15 protein-coding genes are annotated in these 14941 nt (G+C 62.7%); 8 read left to right on the plus strand and 7 right to left on the minus strand.

The annotated features are described in order from the left end of the window. Window positions 1-230: 230 nt before the first annotated feature. Genes ACTJKT_RS23800 through rpoE form a run of 3 tightly spaced genes read right to left on the minus strand, consistent with a single transcriptional unit; the run spans window position 231 to window position 2402 of the window. Window positions 231-1193: a MucB/RseB C-terminal domain-containing protein gene (locus ACTJKT_RS23800; RefSeq protein WP_440788791.1), complete on the minus strand. Its 963-nt coding sequence runs from the start codon at window positions 1191-1193 to the stop codon at window positions 231-233. 8 nt (window positions 1194-1201) lie between these two features. Continuing rightward, window positions 1202-1789, minus strand: coding sequence for a sigma-E factor negative regulatory protein (locus ACTJKT_RS23805; protein ID WP_097302347.1), 588 nt, complete (start codon window positions 1787-1789; stop codon window positions 1202-1204). 31 nt (window positions 1790-1820) lie between these two features. Next, window positions 1821-2402, minus strand: coding sequence for an RNA polymerase sigma factor RpoE (rpoE, locus tag ACTJKT_RS23810; RefSeq protein WP_007930230.1), 582 nt, complete (start codon window positions 2400-2402; stop codon window positions 1821-1823). Between the two features lie 561 nt (window positions 2403-2963). On the opposite strand from rpoE, the gene nadB reads away from it, so the two are divergent. Continuing rightward, entirely contained in the window at window positions 2964-4580 is a 1617-nt protein-coding gene (nadB, locus tag ACTJKT_RS23815; RefSeq protein WP_440788792.1) for an L-aspartate oxidase, read from the plus strand. Here nadB and ACTJKT_RS23820 read toward each other — a convergent pair. Together ACTJKT_RS23820 and ACTJKT_RS23825 are read right to left on the minus strand one after the other, a co-directional pair. Then, window positions 4549-5001 carry a protein YgfX gene (locus ACTJKT_RS23820; RefSeq protein ID WP_440788793.1) on the minus strand — a complete coding sequence of 151 codons (453 nt, stop codon included), beginning with the start codon at window positions 4999-5001 and terminating at the stop codon, window positions 4549-4551. The genes nadB and ACTJKT_RS23820 overlap by 32 nt on opposite strands. Further along, window positions 4985-5239 carry an FAD assembly factor SdhE gene (locus tag ACTJKT_RS23825; RefSeq protein ID WP_007930227.1) on the minus strand — a complete coding sequence of 85 codons (255 nt, stop codon included), beginning with the start codon at window positions 5237-5239 and terminating at the stop codon, window positions 4985-4987. Before ACTJKT_RS23825 ends, ACTJKT_RS23820 begins: the two co-directional genes overlap by 17 nt. 149 nt (window positions 5240-5388) lie before the next feature. Between ACTJKT_RS23825 and ygfZ the strand changes: the two genes are divergently transcribed. Both ygfZ and ACTJKT_RS23835 read left to right on the plus strand, forming a co-directional pair. Then, window positions 5389-6330: a CAF17-like 4Fe-4S cluster assembly/insertion protein YgfZ gene (gene ygfZ / locus ACTJKT_RS23830; RefSeq protein ID WP_440788794.1), complete on the plus strand. Its 942-nt coding sequence runs from the start codon at window positions 5389-5391 to the stop codon at window positions 6328-6330. A gap of 37 nt (window positions 6331-6367) precedes the next feature. Further along, window positions 6368-7189, plus strand: a complete 822-nt coding sequence (locus ACTJKT_RS23835) for an HDOD domain-containing protein (RefSeq protein ID WP_440788795.1) — start codon at window positions 6368-6370, stop codon at window positions 7187-7189. Window positions 7190-7207: 18 nt separating this feature from the next. Here ACTJKT_RS23835 and ACTJKT_RS23840 read toward each other — a convergent pair whose 3' ends face one another. After that, on the minus strand, window positions 7208-8593 hold the full coding sequence (locus ACTJKT_RS23840) for a sensor histidine kinase (RefSeq protein ID WP_097302339.1): 1386 nt from the start codon (window positions 8591-8593) through the stop codon (window positions 7208-7210). Beyond that, window positions 8586-9257, minus strand: a complete 672-nt coding sequence (locus tag ACTJKT_RS23845) for a response regulator (protein WP_009042580.1) — start codon at window positions 9255-9257, stop codon at window positions 8586-8588. The genes ACTJKT_RS23840 and ACTJKT_RS23845 overlap by 8 nt, the downstream gene beginning before the upstream one ends. Before the next feature lie 236 nt (window positions 9258-9493). On the opposite strand from ACTJKT_RS23845, the gene ACTJKT_RS23850 reads away from it, so the two are divergent. The 5 genes from ACTJKT_RS23850 (at window position 9494) to ACTJKT_RS23870 (ending at window position 14917) form a co-directional block, all read left to right on the plus strand. Next, a complete protein-coding gene (locus ACTJKT_RS23850) occupies window positions 9494-10786 on the plus strand; it encodes an OprD family porin (RefSeq protein ID WP_440788796.1) in 1293 nt (430 codons plus the stop codon). Window positions 10787-10866: 80 nt separating this feature from the next. After that, window positions 10867-11856, plus strand: a complete 990-nt coding sequence (locus tag ACTJKT_RS23855) for a Bug family tripartite tricarboxylate transporter substrate binding protein (protein ID WP_440788797.1) — start codon at window positions 10867-10869, stop codon at window positions 11854-11856. A 56-nt stretch (window positions 11857-11912) separates the two neighbouring features. Beyond that, window positions 11913-12371 (plus strand): tripartite tricarboxylate transporter TctB family protein, encoded by a 459-nt coding sequence (locus tag ACTJKT_RS23860; RefSeq protein ID WP_097302333.1) that lies wholly within the window; start codon window positions 11913-11915, stop codon window positions 12369-12371. A gap of 1 nt (window position 12372) precedes the next feature. Then, a complete protein-coding gene (locus ACTJKT_RS23865; RefSeq protein ID WP_440788798.1) occupies window positions 12373-13887 on the plus strand; it encodes a tripartite tricarboxylate transporter permease in 1515 nt (504 codons plus the stop codon). After that, complete coding sequence (locus tag ACTJKT_RS23870; RefSeq protein ID WP_440788799.1) at window positions 13880-14917, plus strand: AbrB family transcriptional regulator; 1038 nt, start codon at window positions 13880-13882, stop codon at window positions 14915-14917. The genes ACTJKT_RS23865 and ACTJKT_RS23870 overlap by 8 nt, the downstream gene beginning before the upstream one ends. Window positions 14918-14941: the final 24 nt, after the last annotated feature.

Genomic DNA, 14941 nt, shown 5'->3' on the forward strand with positions numbered 1-14941 from the left:
AGCGTGGTTAAGCGATAGGGAACAAGAAATACCAAGCGACTCGCGCAGTACTTTTGTCCCGGAAACGACAAACAAGGCCAGAACCTAGTGGCTCTGACCTATAAGAAAAAACAGGAGGTTTTGCAAATGAAAATGTTCACCGAACATTTAGATATCTCGATTGCAGAGCTGGCATTGCAGACCTCTTACACAACCAACATTAACGCTCGATGAACACCTGAGGCTGATACTCACTGCGCCTTAGGCGCAGCGACGTCGGTACGCATCGACAAGGCGATCCGTTCGGCGGTGCCGATCGGTATCTCGCCCACCACCGTCACCATCATCTCGCCTTCTGGCGTGGTCAGGCGTCGGGAGACCGCCACGGTCGGGCCCAGTTGAGTGCGGGTGTCAGTCACCGTCGCACCATTGAGCGGTTCGAGGAACACCGAGAAGCGGGCCAGACCATCGTCATACATCAGGCTGTTGACCATGGTCTTGGTGTCGGGATCCTTGCGCGCACTGCTGCTGGTCAACTCGAAGCCTGGCGGCAGCCAGTCCGAGTGCCAGGTCTGCGCAGCTTTCACCGCGGAAGCCTTGTCGCTGTCCAGGGCCACAGCCTTGCATTCGGGGCTGGCCTGCAGCTCGCTGTCCTTCGGTATATCCACCGTATCCAGGCGAGTGAACTGGAAGCGCTCGAGCAACTGCCCCTTATCGTTCAACAGCAACGATTTCAGCGGCAGGCCCGTCTCGCGGTCCAGATGCAATTCAAAACCATAACGGTGCTGGTCCCGCGGGGTCAGGGAAACGATGACCGCCGCACGCCCAGCCACACGCGACTTGCCGATGACGGCAAGGTCGTACCAATTCTTGAGCTTTTCTGGATCGAGTGAGTGGGCCGAAGCGTTGGGGGCATCCCCCAGTCCAGCCACCAGCGTACCGCTGACACATTGGGTACGCCCATCAACACGCACAACCTCTTGAGCGGAACCGTCGAGCTGAATCAGCCGCTCGCGGACCTGACCATCCTGGACGCGATGCCAGATGTTATGGGTAGAAAAACTACCGTTACGCTCGTAGACGAAAGTACCCTGGAAGCTTTGCTGCTGTTCGGCTTGCCCAAGACGTTTCAACCAATCCTGAGCGTCGTCGGCGTGGGCTGGAACAATGAACCAGCCGCTGAGCAGAAGCGAGAGTAGAGGGATGGCGCGCATGATCCTCCTTAACGGTTTTCCAGGCTCGCCGCACGAGCATAAGGCAGAGCGCTTTCAGTGCCCTTCAGTGCAGCTTGTTGAGCATGCTGACGCAGGTAGCTTGGCAGACGCTGATCGTGCCAGCCCGGCTGACCTTGCAATACGCCGTTGGCCATAGGGCCAGTGGCTTCCGAACTCTCATTGTAGCCGGCCAATACAGCTGGGCCTTTTACTTGAGGAGCAGCCAGGGTTGGCTGGTTCGATTGCTGTGCCAGTTCGACACCTGCGATCTCGTCCTGGTTGTACAGGCGAACACCCGCCAATACGGCAACGGTCACCGACGCGGCAACAGCCAGGCGACCCAGGCTGCGCCATGGACCACGAGCGGCCTTGGCCGGTACGGCTTCGTCAGCCAGCGCAGCAGAAACGGCCGCGGCGATGTCCAGACGCGGAAGCAGCAATTCCTTGTGCATGGCCGCCCGGGCGATCTGGTAACGAGCCCAGGTCTCACGGGTTTCCACTTCGTCGACGGCATTCAATACCCGACGTAATTCCAGTTCGTCCGCTTCGTTATCCATCACCGCGGACAGCGATTCCTGCAGGGCTTCACGACTCATGGCGGTTCCTCTCTTGGCTGTCGCCGCTGTCTCAGGTTTCCTGCAACAACGGCTGCAGGGCTTTATCGATGGCCTCCCGAGCGCGGAAAATCCGGGAGCGCACGGTACCCACCGGACATTGCATGACACTGGCAATGTCCTCGTAACTCAGACCATCGAATTCACGTAAAGTTAAAGCCGTACGCAAATCTTCCGGCAGTTGCTGAATGGTTCGATGGACGGTGCCTTCGATCTCATCCCGCAGCAATGCGCGCTCCGGCGATTCGAGATCCTTGAGGCCATGATCGCCATCGTAGAACTCCGCATCCTCGGAACTGACATCGCTATCCGGCGGCCGACGGCCGCGTGAAACCAGATAGTTTTTCGCCGTGTTGATGGCGATACGATACAGCCACGTATAAAACGCACTGTCACCGCGGAAATTACCAAGCGCACGGTAAGCCTTGATAAAGGCTTCTTGTGCAACATCCTGGGCTTCATGGGTGTCGTGCACGAAACGCACGATCAACCCGAGAATTTTGTGCTGGTATTTCAGCACTAGCAGATCGAAAGCTCGCTTGTCGCCGCGCTGAACGCGCTCGACCAGCTGCTGATCCTCTTCCTGGGTTAGCATGAACACTCCTCGATAAGCTCGGAGGAGGCTTGCATAACTAAACGATCAAGCTTGCAAACATAGACTCGGGCTTTTCGCAAAAGTTCTCCCCCTCCAAGCAAGTTTCCTGCGGGCTCTGACTTTGGCACGCACGAAAAACGCAGCGCGGGCAAGGCCGGCTGCGCGAATAATCCTGTCGTCGAATCGAGCTGCAAGACCACAACACAAGTCCTGCATGAAAACCGACGCTGTCCCTTCTATCAGGCAACCTTCTATTGAGTTTAGGGCCGTATCAAAAGTTCCCAATCTTTATAGCCGTGCGGAGCGAACATTGTGTAACCATGAAGAGAAAAAGGTTGCTACATCTTCGATACAGTCGCCAGCTCGCAACAAATCGAGCCACCCGCCATAACCTCTGAAAGCAGCCTTTCCCGCGCCCATAATTTCATAATGCCACGAAGGCACCGCTATTGTGCCGATCCCCCCCTCTATATACTAGTGGGCTGCATGGCTGCTTTGACTCGCCGATCCAGGCGTCTCGCGCCAACCCCGACCCGGGTCGCTTTTGAGCGGAATCCTCCAATGAGCCAACAGTTTCAACACGATGTTCTGGTGATAGGCAGCGGCGCTGCCGGTTTGAGCCTTGCGCTGACCTTGCCCGGTCATCTGCGCATTGCCGTATTGAGCAAGGGCGATCTCGCCAATGGCTCGACCTATTGGGCCCAGGGTGGCGTCGCGGCCGTGCTGGACGACACCGACACCGTCGAATCCCACGTCGACGACACCCTCAATGCCGGTGGCGGCCTGTGCCATGAAGATGCGGTGCGATTCACCGTCGAGCATAGCCGCGAGGCCATTCAATGGCTGATCGATCAGGGTGTGCCCTTCACCCGTGACGAGCAATCGGGCAATGAAGATGGCGGTTTCGAATTCCACCTGACCCGCGAAGGTGGCCACAGCCATCGCCGCATCATCCATGCCGCCGATGCCACCGGCGCGGCCATCTTCACGACATTGCTGGACCAGGCCCGGAAACGCCCGAATATCGAGCTGCTGGAACAGCGGGTCGCCGTCGATCTGATTACCGAAAAACGCCTGGGACTGGAAGGCGATCGCTGCCTCGGCGCCTATGTACTCAACCGCGCCACGGGCGAAGTCGATACCTACGGCGCGCGTTTTGTCATCCTCGCTTCCGGCGGTGCCGCCAAGGTCTACCTCTATACCAGCAACCCCGATGGCGCCTGTGGCGATGGCATCGCCATGGCCTGGCGTTCGGGCTGCCGGGTGGCCAACCTGGAGTTCAACCAGTTCCACCCAACCTGCCTCTATCATCCGCAGGCCAAGAGCTTCCTGATCACCGAAGCCCTGCGCGGCGAGGGGGCGATCCTGAAGCTGCCCAACGGCGAACGCTTCATGCCGCGTTTCGATCCGCGCGCCGAGCTGGCGCCGCGGGATATCGTCGCCCGGGCCATCGACCATGAAATGAAGCGCCTGGGTATCGATTGCGTGTACCTGGACATCAGCCACAAACCGGAAGCCTTTATCAAGAGTCACTTCCCGACCGTGTACGAGCGCTGCCTGGAATTCTCCATCGACATCACCAAGCAGCCAATCCCGGTGGTACCGGCCGCGCACTACACCTGCGGCGGGGTGATGGTCGACCAACAGGGCCGCACCGACGTTCCGGGCCTGTATGCCATCGGCGAAACCAGCTTTACCGGCCTGCACGGCGCCAACCGTATGGCCAGCAACTCGTTATTGGAATGCTTCGTCTATGCCCGTTCCGCGGCAGCCGACATTCTCGAGCAACTGCCGCAGATCGCCATTCCGATCGCCCTGCCCGCCTGGGACGCCAGCCAGGTCACCGACTCTGACGAGGACGTGATCATTGCGCACAACTGGGACGAACTGCGGCGATTCATGTGGGACTATGTCGGCATCGTGCGCACCAACAAGCGCCTGCAACGGGCCCAGCACCGGGTGCGCCTGCTGCTGGACGAAATCGATGAGTTCTACAGCAACTACAAGGTCAGCCGTGACCTGATCGAGCTGCGCAACCTGGCCCAGGTCGCCGAGCTGATGATTCGCTCGGCCATGGAACGCAAGGAAAGCCGGGGCCTGCACTACACCCTCGACTACCCGAACCTGCTGCCCGAAGCGCTGGACACTATTCTGGTGCCGCCCACCTACGGCGACTGAACTTGAGCCGCACGCGCAGGCGCCGATGCACATCGGCCGCCTGCGCGTCCCGCGGCACACAGACCGACCTCACCCAGCGCTCGCCCGGCAGGCGAAAACGCAATACCACCAGTAACGGCAGCGCCAGACTGTCGGGGCGCAATTGCACCGGCCGCCAGCCCTGCCCGGCGCACCACAGCTGCCAGCCATCGGCATTACGGCGCAGACCGCTGAAAGCCGAGGGATGATTCAGCAGAATCCGCCGCGGCAACGCCCAGGCTCCGTGGCCCAGGCACAAGAGAACCCCGAGCAGACGAGCCCAGAGCGGAATATCGAGCATCAGCAAGGCGCCCAGCGCGAACAGCTGGGCCAGGAGATAGGCCGCCAGCAATTGCCTGGAAGGCTGCCAGCGGCATTCGAAGGTGTTACTTGGGTTGGACACGATCCAGGATCATGCGGACCATGCGTTGCAGCTCGGGATCTTCGGATTCGGAGCGCTCCATGAACCAGCCGAACATGTCCTGATCTTCACACTCGAGCAGCCGGACGTAGCAGGCACGATCAACATCGTTCAGATGCGGATAGACTTCTTTCACGAATGGCACCAGCAACACGTCCAGTTCCAGCATGCCGCGGCGGCTGTGCCAGTAGAGGCGGTTCAGTTCAACATCTTCGACCATGGAGCGCTCCTCAAATAGAGCGCAAGTATACAGCCCGAGGGACGCCAGAACAGTCGGCGTTGGTCGGTCACCACCCATCCTTTGTGAACTACCCATTTCAAGGGCGCCACCTTATGATGTTCGCCAGACTTTTTACCCTGCGATGACCCATGGCTGATTCCGCTTTTTTCTGCTCCCTGTCCCACGAGGGCGTTCTCGCCGTCCGCGGCCCCGATGCCAGCAAGTTCCTTCAGGGCCAGCTGACCTGCAACCTCAATTACCTCAGCGATAGCCAATCCAGCCTGGGCGCCCGTTGCACCCAGAAAGGCCGCATGCAATCGAGCTTTCGCATCCTGCTCGAAGGCGATGGCTGCCTGCTGGCCATGGCCACCGAGTTGCTGGAGCCGCAACTGGCGGACCTGAAAAAATACGCGGTGTTTTCCAAGGCCAAGCTCAGCGATGAAAGCGCCCTGTGGGTGCGCTTCGGCCTGGGCAACGCCGAATCGGTGCTGACCGGTCTCGGGCTGCAACTGCCGCCGGAAGACGGCGCGGTCGCCCGCAACGACGGCCTGATCGCCATTCGTGTTTCAGCGGAGCGGGCCGAGCTCTGGGTACCAGCCGATCAAGCCGGGGCCCTGCGTGAAAAGCTGGCCGCGCAACTGTCCGAAGGCGATCTCAATCAATGGTTGCTGGGCCAGATCCGCGCCGGCATCGGCCAGGTCATGCCGGCCACCCGTGAGCTGTTTATCCCGCAAATGCTCAATCTGCAGGCCATCGGCGGCGTCAGTTTCAAGAAAGGCTGCTACACCGGCCAGGAAATCGTCGCGCGCATGCAGTACCTGGGCAAACTCAAGCGCCGCCTCTATCGCCTGGCCCTGAACGTCGAAGAGTTGCCGGAACCCGGCACCCCGCTGTTCTCCCCGACCCACGGCAGCTCCATTGGCGAAGTGGTGATCGCCGCGCACGCCGAACAAAACATTGAACTCCTGGCCGTACTGCAAGCCGAAGCTGCAGAGGATGGCAATCTCCATCTCGGCACGCTCGAAGGTCCCGGGCTGCAGCTGCTGGACCTGCCTTACCAGCTGGATCGCGATCGAGAAATCCAGCGCTGATCGCCGCAACTTCCTGCAATACCCCTAGAGAACAGAAATGAGTGAGCTGGCGGAAAAGGTCCAACAGGATTTGGTTGAGGCCATCGATAACGATGACCTGGTTCTGCCAACGTTACCGGAAGTGGCCCTGCAGATTCGCCGGGCCGCCGAAGATCCGGAAATCAGCGTCAGTACCCTGAGCAAAGTGATTGGCCGTGATACGGCGCTATCGGCGCGCCTGATCAAAGTGGTCAACAGCCCGCTGCTGCGCGCCACCCAGGAAGTCACCGACCTGCACACCGCGATTACCCGGTTGGGTGTCAACTACAGCAGTAACCTGGCCATCGGCCTGGTCATGGAGCAGATTTTCCATGCCCGCTCGGAGGTGATCGCGCAGAAAATGCACGACGTCTGGCGCAAAAGCCTGCAAGTGGCCGGCGTCAGCTATGCCCTGTGCCGCAGCCATACCCAGTTGAAACCCGACCAGGCCGCCCTTGGCGGGCTGGTGCATCAGATCGGCGTGCTGCCGATCCTGACTTATGCGGAAGATCACTATGAGTTGCTGTCCGACCCGGTCAGCCTCAACCACGTGATCGAGCACATCCACCCATTGCTGGGGGACAAGCTGCTGCAGGTCTGGGAGTTTCCGGAACAACTGGCGAAATTGCCGGGGCAGTACCTGGACTTCCAGCGCCAATCCGTGCGCCTGGATTACGTCGACCTGGTGCAGGTGGCCAGCCTGTACTGCCACAAGGACACCGATCATCCGCTGGCGAAGATCGATGTTTTCAGCGTGCCGGCCTTCAAAAAGCTCGGGATCGACCCCGAGAACAAGGTGATGTGCAGCGATCTGGCCGAATCGCAGTCAATGTTCTACTGAAGCCTCTACCGCAAGCCTCTAACCCGCGTTAAAACTCACCCGCACCTTCAATCCCGCCTGCGCGCCGTCGTGCAGGCTGATCTGCGCCAGATGGGCGCGGCAGATTTCGCCGACGATCGCCAGGCCCAGGCCGGAACCGGCGACATGGGGGTTGCGCCGGTAGAAACGCTCGAACACCCGATCACGGTCTTCCAGGGGAATCCCCGGGCCGTCGTCCTCCACCTCCAGCACCGCCGGCGCGCTGACCCGCAGGATCACGTTTCCGCCGGGTTTGGTGTGGGCCAGGGCATTGTCCACCAGGTTGCTCAGCAACTCGTTCAAGAGCGTTGGCTCGCCGCGCAGCCAGACCGGCTCGTCGGCTTCCAGGGCCAGGGCGACCCCCCGGGCGTGGGCCAAGGGCGCCATGGCCATGCCCAACTCCCGAGCCAGCTGGCTGAGATCGAGCAATTGCGCGCCGCCCTCGGCAATCGCCCGGGCGCCGTTTTCGATCCGCGCCAGGGACAGCAGCTGATTGGCCAGGTGGGTCAGGCGATCGGTGCCCTGGGCAGCGCTTTCCAGGGTGCTGCGCCAGGTCTCGGGTTCCGACGCCCGCAGCCCCAGTTCCAGGCGTGCCTTGAGCGCCGCCAGCGGGGTGCGCAATTCATGGGCGGCATCGGCGATGAACTGCGCCTGGCGCTCGAACTGCCCACGCAGCCGCTCGGTAAAGTGATTGAGCGCCCGCACCAGCGGCCACAACTCCCGTTGCACCTCGACCAGCGGCAATGGCCGCAAGTCGTCGGGCTGGCGCTCTTCCACCGCGCTGCGTAAACGCTCCAGCGGACGCAACGCAGCGCTGACCGCGAACCACACCAGCAGCAAGGCCCCCATGGCCAACATGCCCAGGCGCAGCAGGGTGTCGGCCATCAGGCTGCGCGCCATGCGGACCCGCGCCTCGTCGGTCTCCGCCACGCGAATCTCCGCCATGCCATTCATGTTCGGCTCGCTGACCGCCTTGAGCAGGCTCACCACCCGGACGTTCTGCCCTTGATAGGTGGCATCGTAGAAGCGCGCCAGCGCCGGGTAATCGTCGGTGCGCGGCGTGCCCGGCGGCGGACCGGGCAGGTTTTCGTAACCGGAAATCAGCTTCTGGTGGATGTCGTTGACCTGGTAATAGATCCGCCCGGCACTGTCGTAGGCGAAGGTATCGAGGGCGACATAGGGCACATTGGCGCTCAGGCCACCGTCGCGCTGGGACAGGCCGGCGGCGATGGTCCGCGCCGAGGCCAGCAAGGTGCGGTCGTAGGCGGTGTCCGCCGCCTCGCGCCCGTTCCAGTAGGCACTCAGGCCGCTGGCCAGCATCAGCACCACCAGCAGCAGCGCCAGGTTCCACAGCAGGCGCCAGCGCAGGCTGCTGGGCCTATGCATCGCGGCTTTCCAGCAGGTACCCGAGGCCGCGGAAGGTGACGATGGCCACCGGCTGGCCGTCGAGTTTCTTGCGCAAGCGATGGACATAGATCTCGATGGCATCCGGGCTGGCCTCTTCATCCAGGCCGAATACCTGGGAAGCCAGTTGCTCCTTGCTCATGACCCGTCCCGGCCGGGCGATCAGCGCCTCGAGCACCGCCTGCTCGCGGGAGGTCAACGTCAGCAGCTCCTCACCCAGGGTAAAGCGCCGGGTATCGAGGTCGTAGGCCAGCACTCCGCAGCGCTGCACCCGCTCGCCGCCGAGCACGCTGCGGCGCAGCAGGGCCTTGACCCGCGCTTCCAGCTCGGTCAGTTCGAAGGGCTTGGCCAGGTAGTCGTCCGCCCCCAGGTTGAGGCCGTGGACCCGGTCCTTCACATCGCTGCGCGCCGTCAGCATCAGCACCGGCAGGTTCTTGCCCCGGGCACGCAGGCGCGCCAGCACTTCGAAGCCGTCCAGGCGCGGCAAGCCCACATCGAGGATCGCCATGGCGTAATCCTCGCTGCCCAGGGCCAGGTCCGCGGCGACCCCATCGTGCAGCACATCCACGGTCAAACCCGTGCTCTTGAGCGCCTGGGCGACACTTTCAGCCAGCTGCAGGTGGTCTTCGACGAGAAGCACGCGCATGGATTTCCTACCTCGTTCAGGGGATCGACGGCACTTTTTATTGCCGCGGAGTTTACAGCCGGGACCGCTGCTGTGAAGCCCGAAAACCGTGAAAGTCTGCTGAAAGGTTAGCGAAAGGTTGGCCCATTAGAGTCCTGTTACGGATTGTTTCGACTTCCGTGGCCACCTCCCGGTGGCATCCCGAAAAACGCCTCGATGCGTTTTCGCCAATAAGAACAATAACGGAGTACACCACGATGCTGTCCATGCAGCCTCAGGCTTGCCAGCCTGTTCGTTTTTCCCGTCTCAGCCACACCGCCCTCGCCAGCGCCGCCGCCCTTGCCGGTTTCTCACCGATCAGCCAGGCCGCCTTCTTCGAAGACAGCAGCGCCACCCTCGAAACCCGCAACATGTACTTCAACCGCGATTTCCGCAGCGGCACCAGTGCCCAGCAATCCAAGCGCGACGAATGGGCCCAGGGCTTCATGCTCAACCTGCAATCGGGCTACACCGACGGTACTGTGGGCTTCGGCGTCGATGCGCTGGGCATGCTCGGCATCAAGCTCGACTCCAGCCCCGACCGCACCGGCACCGGTCTGCTGCCGACCCACGACGACGGGCGCGCCGCCGACGAGTACTCCAAGCTCGGCCTGACCGGCAAAGTGAAGATCTCCGCCACCGAACTGAAGATCGGCAGCCTGATCCCGGAACTGCCAACCATCAAGCCCAACGACGGGCGCATCCTGCCGCAGACCTTCGAGGGCGGCCTGCTGACCTCCAAGGAAATCAAGAACCTGACCTTCACCGGCGGGCGCCTGGAGAAAGCCAAGGATCGCGACAGCACCGACTTCGAGGACATCGCCCTCAACAACAAGAACAGCCGCTTCGCCGGCACCGTCGCCGGTAAGCATTTCGACTTCGGTGGCCTGGACTACAAGTTCACCGACAAGATCACCGGCAGCTACCACTTCGCCCAGCTCGCCGAGGTCTACAACCAGCACTTCTTCGGCCTGCTCGCCTCGCAGCCGATGGGCCCGGGCACCTTCGCCACGGACCTGCGCTTCGCCGTCAGTGACGACCAGGGCCAGGCCCGTGGCGGCAAGATCGACAACAAATCCCTCAACGGCCTGGTGAGCTACGCCCTGAACGGGCATAAACTCAGCGCCGGCTACCAGCACATGTCCGGCGACAGCGCCTTCCCCTACCTCGACGGGGCCGACCCCTACCTGGTCAACTTCGTGCAGATCAACGACTTCGCCGGCGCCGAGGAGCGCTCCTGGCAAGCCCGCTACGACTACGACTTCGGCAAGCTCGGTATCCCCGGCCTGACCTTCATGACCCGCTACCTGAGCGGTGACAACATCGCCCTGAAAAACGGCGACACCGGCAAGGAATGGGAACGCAACACCGAGATCAAGTACGTGGTGCAAAGCGGCACCTTCAAGGACGTCGCGGTACGCCTGCGCAACGCCACCTACCGTTCCAACTATTCGGCTCGCGATGCGGATGAAGTGCGCCTGCTGGTGAGCTACAGCCTGGCGCTCTGGTAATTGATCAACCCTGGGCAGGCGCTGCGCCTGCCAAAGACCCTGGCATGCAATACACAACAACAACTCCTGTGGAGACAAGCATGAACCCATCACTGCGTAAATTGGCCCTCGCCGCCGGCTGTATGCTGTTCGCCGGTCAACTGCTCGCCGCCGCCAGCGGCGAACCCAAGCGCCCGGAATGCATCGCCCCGGCCTCCCCCGGCGGCGGTTTCGACCTGACCTGCAAACTGGCGCAAAGCGCGCTGGTCAACGAAAAGCTGCTGACCAAACCGATGCGCGTGACCTACATGCCCGGCGGTGTCGGCGCGGTGGCCTACAACGCGGTAGTGGCCCAGCGTCCGGCCGACGCCGGCACGCTGGTGGCCTGGTCCAGCGGTTCGCTGCTGAACCTGGCCCAGGGCAAGTTCGGCCGTTTCGATGAAAGCGCGGTGCGCTGGCTGGCCGCGGTCGGCACCAGCTATGGCGCCATCGCCGTGAAGAGCGACTCGCCGTACAAGACCCTCGACGATCTGGTCAAGGCGCTGAAGAAAGACCCGAGCTCGGTGGTGATCGGCTCCGGCGGCACCGTCGGCAGCCAGGACTGGATGCAGACCGCGCTGATCGCCAAGGCCGCCGGGATCAACCCGCGCGACCTGCGCTACGTGGCCCTGGAAGGCGGCGGCGAAATCGCCACCGCGCTGCTGGGCGGGCACATCCAGGTCGGCAGTACCGACATCTCCGACTCCATGCCACATATCCAGAGCGGTGACATGCGCCTGCTGGCGGTATTTGCCGAAAAACGCATCGACGAACCGGAAATGAAGAACATCCCGACCGCCAAGGAGCAAGGCTACGACATCGTCTGGCCAGTGGTGCGCGGCTTCTACCTCGGGCCGAAGGTCAGCGACGAAGACTACGCCTGGTGGAAAGCTGCCTTCGACAAGCTGCTGGCCTCCGAGGAATTCGCCAAGCTGCGCGACCAGCGTGAACTCTTCCCGTTCGCCATGACCGGGCCGGAGCTGGACACCTACGTGAAGAAACAGGTGGCCGACTACAAGACCCTGGCCAAAGAGTTCGGCCTGATCCAGTGATCGCCCCTGTCTAGCGGTCCTGCCCCTTTCGCGGGGGCAGGACCCAGGAGTTTCCCATGCTCTTACAACGCATTTTTGCGTCGGTGCTGCTGCTGGCGTGCGTCAGCCTCATCCTGATGGCCTGGCCGTACCAGGCACCGTTTTCCTACGAACCGATCGGACCGCGGGCCTTTCCCCTGCTGATGCTGAGCCTGATGGGCCTGGCGCTGGTTTACATGCTGTTCCGTCCGTCGCCCATCAAGCACACCGAAGACGATCCACCGCTGGACCGCGAGACCCTGCACAAGATCGGCCGTTGCGTGCTGTTGCTGCTGGTCTTCGCCGGCCTGTTCGAACCCCTGGGCTTCATCCTCAGCAGCATCCTGGTCGGCATCCCGATGGCGCGTCTGTATGGCGGACGCTGGTTGCCCAGCGCCGTCATCATCGGCCTGATGAGCATCGGCCTGTACCTGCTGTTCGACAAAGTCATGGACGTTCCGCTGCCCCTGGGCCTGCTCGACGTTCTGGAGAACTGAAATGGATACTCTTGGTTACTTGAGCCACGGTTTCGGCGTCGCCCTGACGCCCTACAACCTGGTCACCGCCCTCAGCGGCACCCTGATCGGCACTATCGTCGGCCTGTTGCCCGGGCTGGGGCCGATCAACGGCGTCGCGCTGCTGATCCCGATCGCCTTCGCCCTCGGCCTGCCGCCGGAGTCGGCGCTGATCCTGCTGGCGGCGGTGTACCTGGGTTGCGAATACGGCGGCCGGATCAGTTCGATCCTGCTGAATATCCCGGGCGAAGCCTCCACCGTGATGACCACCCTCGACGGCTACCCGATGGCGCGCCAGGGGCTGGCCGGGGTGGCCTTGTCGTTGTCGGCCTGGAGTTCCTTCATCGGCGCCTTCATCGCCACCTGCGGCATGGTGGTGTTCGCCCCGATCCTGGCGAAATGGGCGATCGCCTTCGGTCCGGCGGAGTACTTCGTGCTGATGGTGTTCGCCATTGTCTGCCTCGGCGGCATGGCCGGCGACCGTCCGCTGAAGACCTTCATCGCCGCGCTGATCGGGTTGTTCCTGTCGACGGTCGGTATCGACGCCAACAGCGGCGTGTACCGTTTCACCGGCGATAACATCCACCTCACCGACGGCATCCAGTTCGTGGTGCTGGTACTGGGCCTGTTCTCCATCAGCGAGATCCTGTTGCTGCTGGAAAAAACCCACCGCGGCCAGGAAGCGTTCAAGGCCACCGGACGGATGCTGTTCAACTTCAAGGAAGCGGCCTCGGTGTTCACGGTGAACCTGCGCTGCGGCGTGCTCGGTTTCATCATGGGCGTATTGCCCGGTGCCGGCGCGACCCTGGCCAGCGCCGTGGCCTACATGACCGAAAAACGCATCGCCGGCCCCAGCGGCAAATTCGGCCAGGGCGACAAGCGCGGCCTCGCCGCCCCGGAAACCGCCATCGGTGCCGAAGCCTGCGGCGCGCTGGTGCCGATGCTGACCCTGGGTGTACCGGGCTCGGGCACCACCGCGGTGATGATCGGCGCCCTGTCGCTGTACAACATCACCCCCGGCCCGATGCTGTTCCAGCAGCAGCCGGATATCGTCTGGGGCCTGATCGCCTCGTTGTTCATCGCCAACGTCATGCTGGTGATCCTCAACATCCCGATGATCCGCGTCTTCACCCGCATCCTTGCGGTGCCGAACTGGGCCCTGGTGCCGATGATCGCGATCATCACCGCGATCGGCGTCTACGCGGTGCACGCCACCACCTTCGACCTGTTCCTGATGGTCGGCATCGGCATCTTCGGCTACATCCTGCGCAAGCTGGATTTCCCGCTGTCGCCGGTGCTGCTGGGGTTCATCCTCGGCGGGTTGATGGAGCAGAACCTGCGCCGCGCGCTGTCGATCTCCAATGGCGCGCTGGACATCCTCTGGTCCAGCCCGATCACTCTCGGGGTCTGGGCCCTGGTCGTGGTGATGCTGCTGGTGCCGCTGCTGCGCATCTGGCGTAAACGTTCGGCCCTGCAACGCGCCGTGGCCGATGTCTGAGGTCAGCTTCAAACAGTGGTGGGGTACGCCCCTGGTCGGTCTGGTCGGCGGTTACCTCGCCAGCCAGATCGGCTGGCCGCTGCCCTGGATGGTCGGCTCGTTGCTGGCGATCATCCTGGTGCGCTGTCTGACGCCCTGGCAACTGGGGGAAATCCCCGGCGGGCGCAAATGCGGGCAATGGGTGGTGGGTATCGGCATCGGCCTGCACTTCACCCCGGTGGTGATGGAGCAGGTCATGAGCCATTTCGGCCTGATCTTCTTCGGTGCCCTGGTCACCAGCCTGTCCAGCGTGGTCGGGGTGTGGCTGCTGCGGCGCACCGGCGAGGACCGGGCCACCGCATTCTTCTCCAGCATGCCGGGCGGCTCCGGCGAGATGGTCAACCTCGGCGCGCGCAACGGCGCGGTGCTCAGCCGTGTGGCGGCCGGGCAGAGCCTGCGGGTGCTGGTGGTGGTCTTGTGTGTACCGGCGGCCTTCAAGTACCTGCTCGGTGAAGGCGTGCCCCAACTGCATCCGGCCAGCGTCGATTGGCGCTGGCTGGCCGTCTTGTTTCCGGCGGGCGCCCTGCTCGCCTGGATCTGGCAGCGTCTGCGCCAGCCCAACCCCTGGCTGTTCGGGCCGCTGCTGGTCAGCGCCGCGGTCAGTATCGGCTGGGACCTGCACATCGGCCTGCCGGACGGCGGCAGCCAGATCGGCCAGTGGCTGATCGGCAGCGGCCTGGGCTGCCACTTCAATCGCCAGTTCTTCCGTCGCGCGCCCTCGTTCATGGGCCGGACCCTGATTGGCACGGCGCTGACCATGCTGATCGCCGGTCTCGCGGCCGTGGCCCTGAGTGCCCTGACTCATCTGGATCTGCGTTCGCTGACATTGGGCATGATGCCCGGCGGCATCGCGGAAATGAGCCTGACGGCCGAGACCCTGCAACTGTCGGTACCGCTGGTGACGGCGATGCAGGTGATGCGCTTGCTGTTCGTGCTGTTCCTGGCCGAGCCGCTGTTCCGGCATTGGAATCGGCAAACGGACTCCGGCTGATCGACCGAGGTACCTCTATCGCGG

The sequence above is a fragment of the Pseudomonas sp. 22526 genome (genome assembly GCF_052044735.1).
Classification (GTDB): domain Bacteria; phylum Pseudomonadota; class Gammaproteobacteria; order Pseudomonadales; family Pseudomonadaceae; genus Aquipseudomonas; species Aquipseudomonas piscium.

Bases quoted from the DNA above. Each gene is read 5' to 3' on its own strand.
- ACTJKT_RS23800 (WP_440788791.1), bottom strand. From the start codon at position 1,193: ATGCGCGCCATCCCTCTACTCTCGCTTCTGCTCAGCGGCTGGTTCATT.
- ACTJKT_RS23805 (WP_097302347.1), bottom strand. From the start codon at position 1,789: ATGAGTCGTGAAGCCCTGCAGGAATCGCTGTCCGCGGTGATGGATAAC.
- rpoE (WP_007930230.1), bottom strand. From the start codon at position 2,402: ATGCTAACCCAGGAAGAGGATCAGCAGCTGGTCGAGCGCGTTCAGCGC.
- nadB (WP_440788792.1), top strand. From the start codon at position 2,964: ATGAGCCAACAGTTTCAACACGATGTTCTGGTGATAGGCAGCGGCGCT.
- ACTJKT_RS23825 (WP_007930227.1), bottom strand. From the start codon at position 5,239: ATGGTCGAAGATGTTGAACTGAACCGCCTCTACTGGCACAGCCGCCGC.
- ygfZ (WP_440788794.1), top strand. From the start codon at position 5,389: ATGGCTGATTCCGCTTTTTTCTGCTCCCTGTCCCACGAGGGCGTTCTC.
- ACTJKT_RS23835 (WP_440788795.1), top strand. From the start codon at position 6,368: ATGAGTGAGCTGGCGGAAAAGGTCCAACAGGATTTGGTTGAGGCCATC.
- ACTJKT_RS23840 (WP_097302339.1), bottom strand. From the start codon at position 8,593: ATGCATAGGCCCAGCAGCCTGCGCTGGCGCCTGCTGTGGAACCTGGCG.
- ACTJKT_RS23845 (WP_009042580.1), bottom strand. From the start codon at position 9,257: ATGCGCGTGCTTCTCGTCGAAGACCACCTGCAGCTGGCTGAAAGTGTC.
- ACTJKT_RS23850 (WP_440788796.1), top strand. From the start codon at position 9,494: ATGCTGTCCATGCAGCCTCAGGCTTGCCAGCCTGTTCGTTTTTCCCGT.
- ACTJKT_RS23855 (WP_440788797.1), top strand. From the start codon at position 10,867: ATGAACCCATCACTGCGTAAATTGGCCCTCGCCGCCGGCTGTATGCTG.
- ACTJKT_RS23860 (WP_097302333.1), top strand. From the start codon at position 11,913: ATGCTCTTACAACGCATTTTTGCGTCGGTGCTGCTGCTGGCGTGCGTC.
- ACTJKT_RS23865 (WP_440788798.1), top strand. From the start codon at position 12,373: ATGGATACTCTTGGTTACTTGAGCCACGGTTTCGGCGTCGCCCTGACG.
- ACTJKT_RS23870 (WP_440788799.1), top strand. From the start codon at position 13,880: ATGTCTGAGGTCAGCTTCAAACAGTGGTGGGGTACGCCCCTGGTCGGT.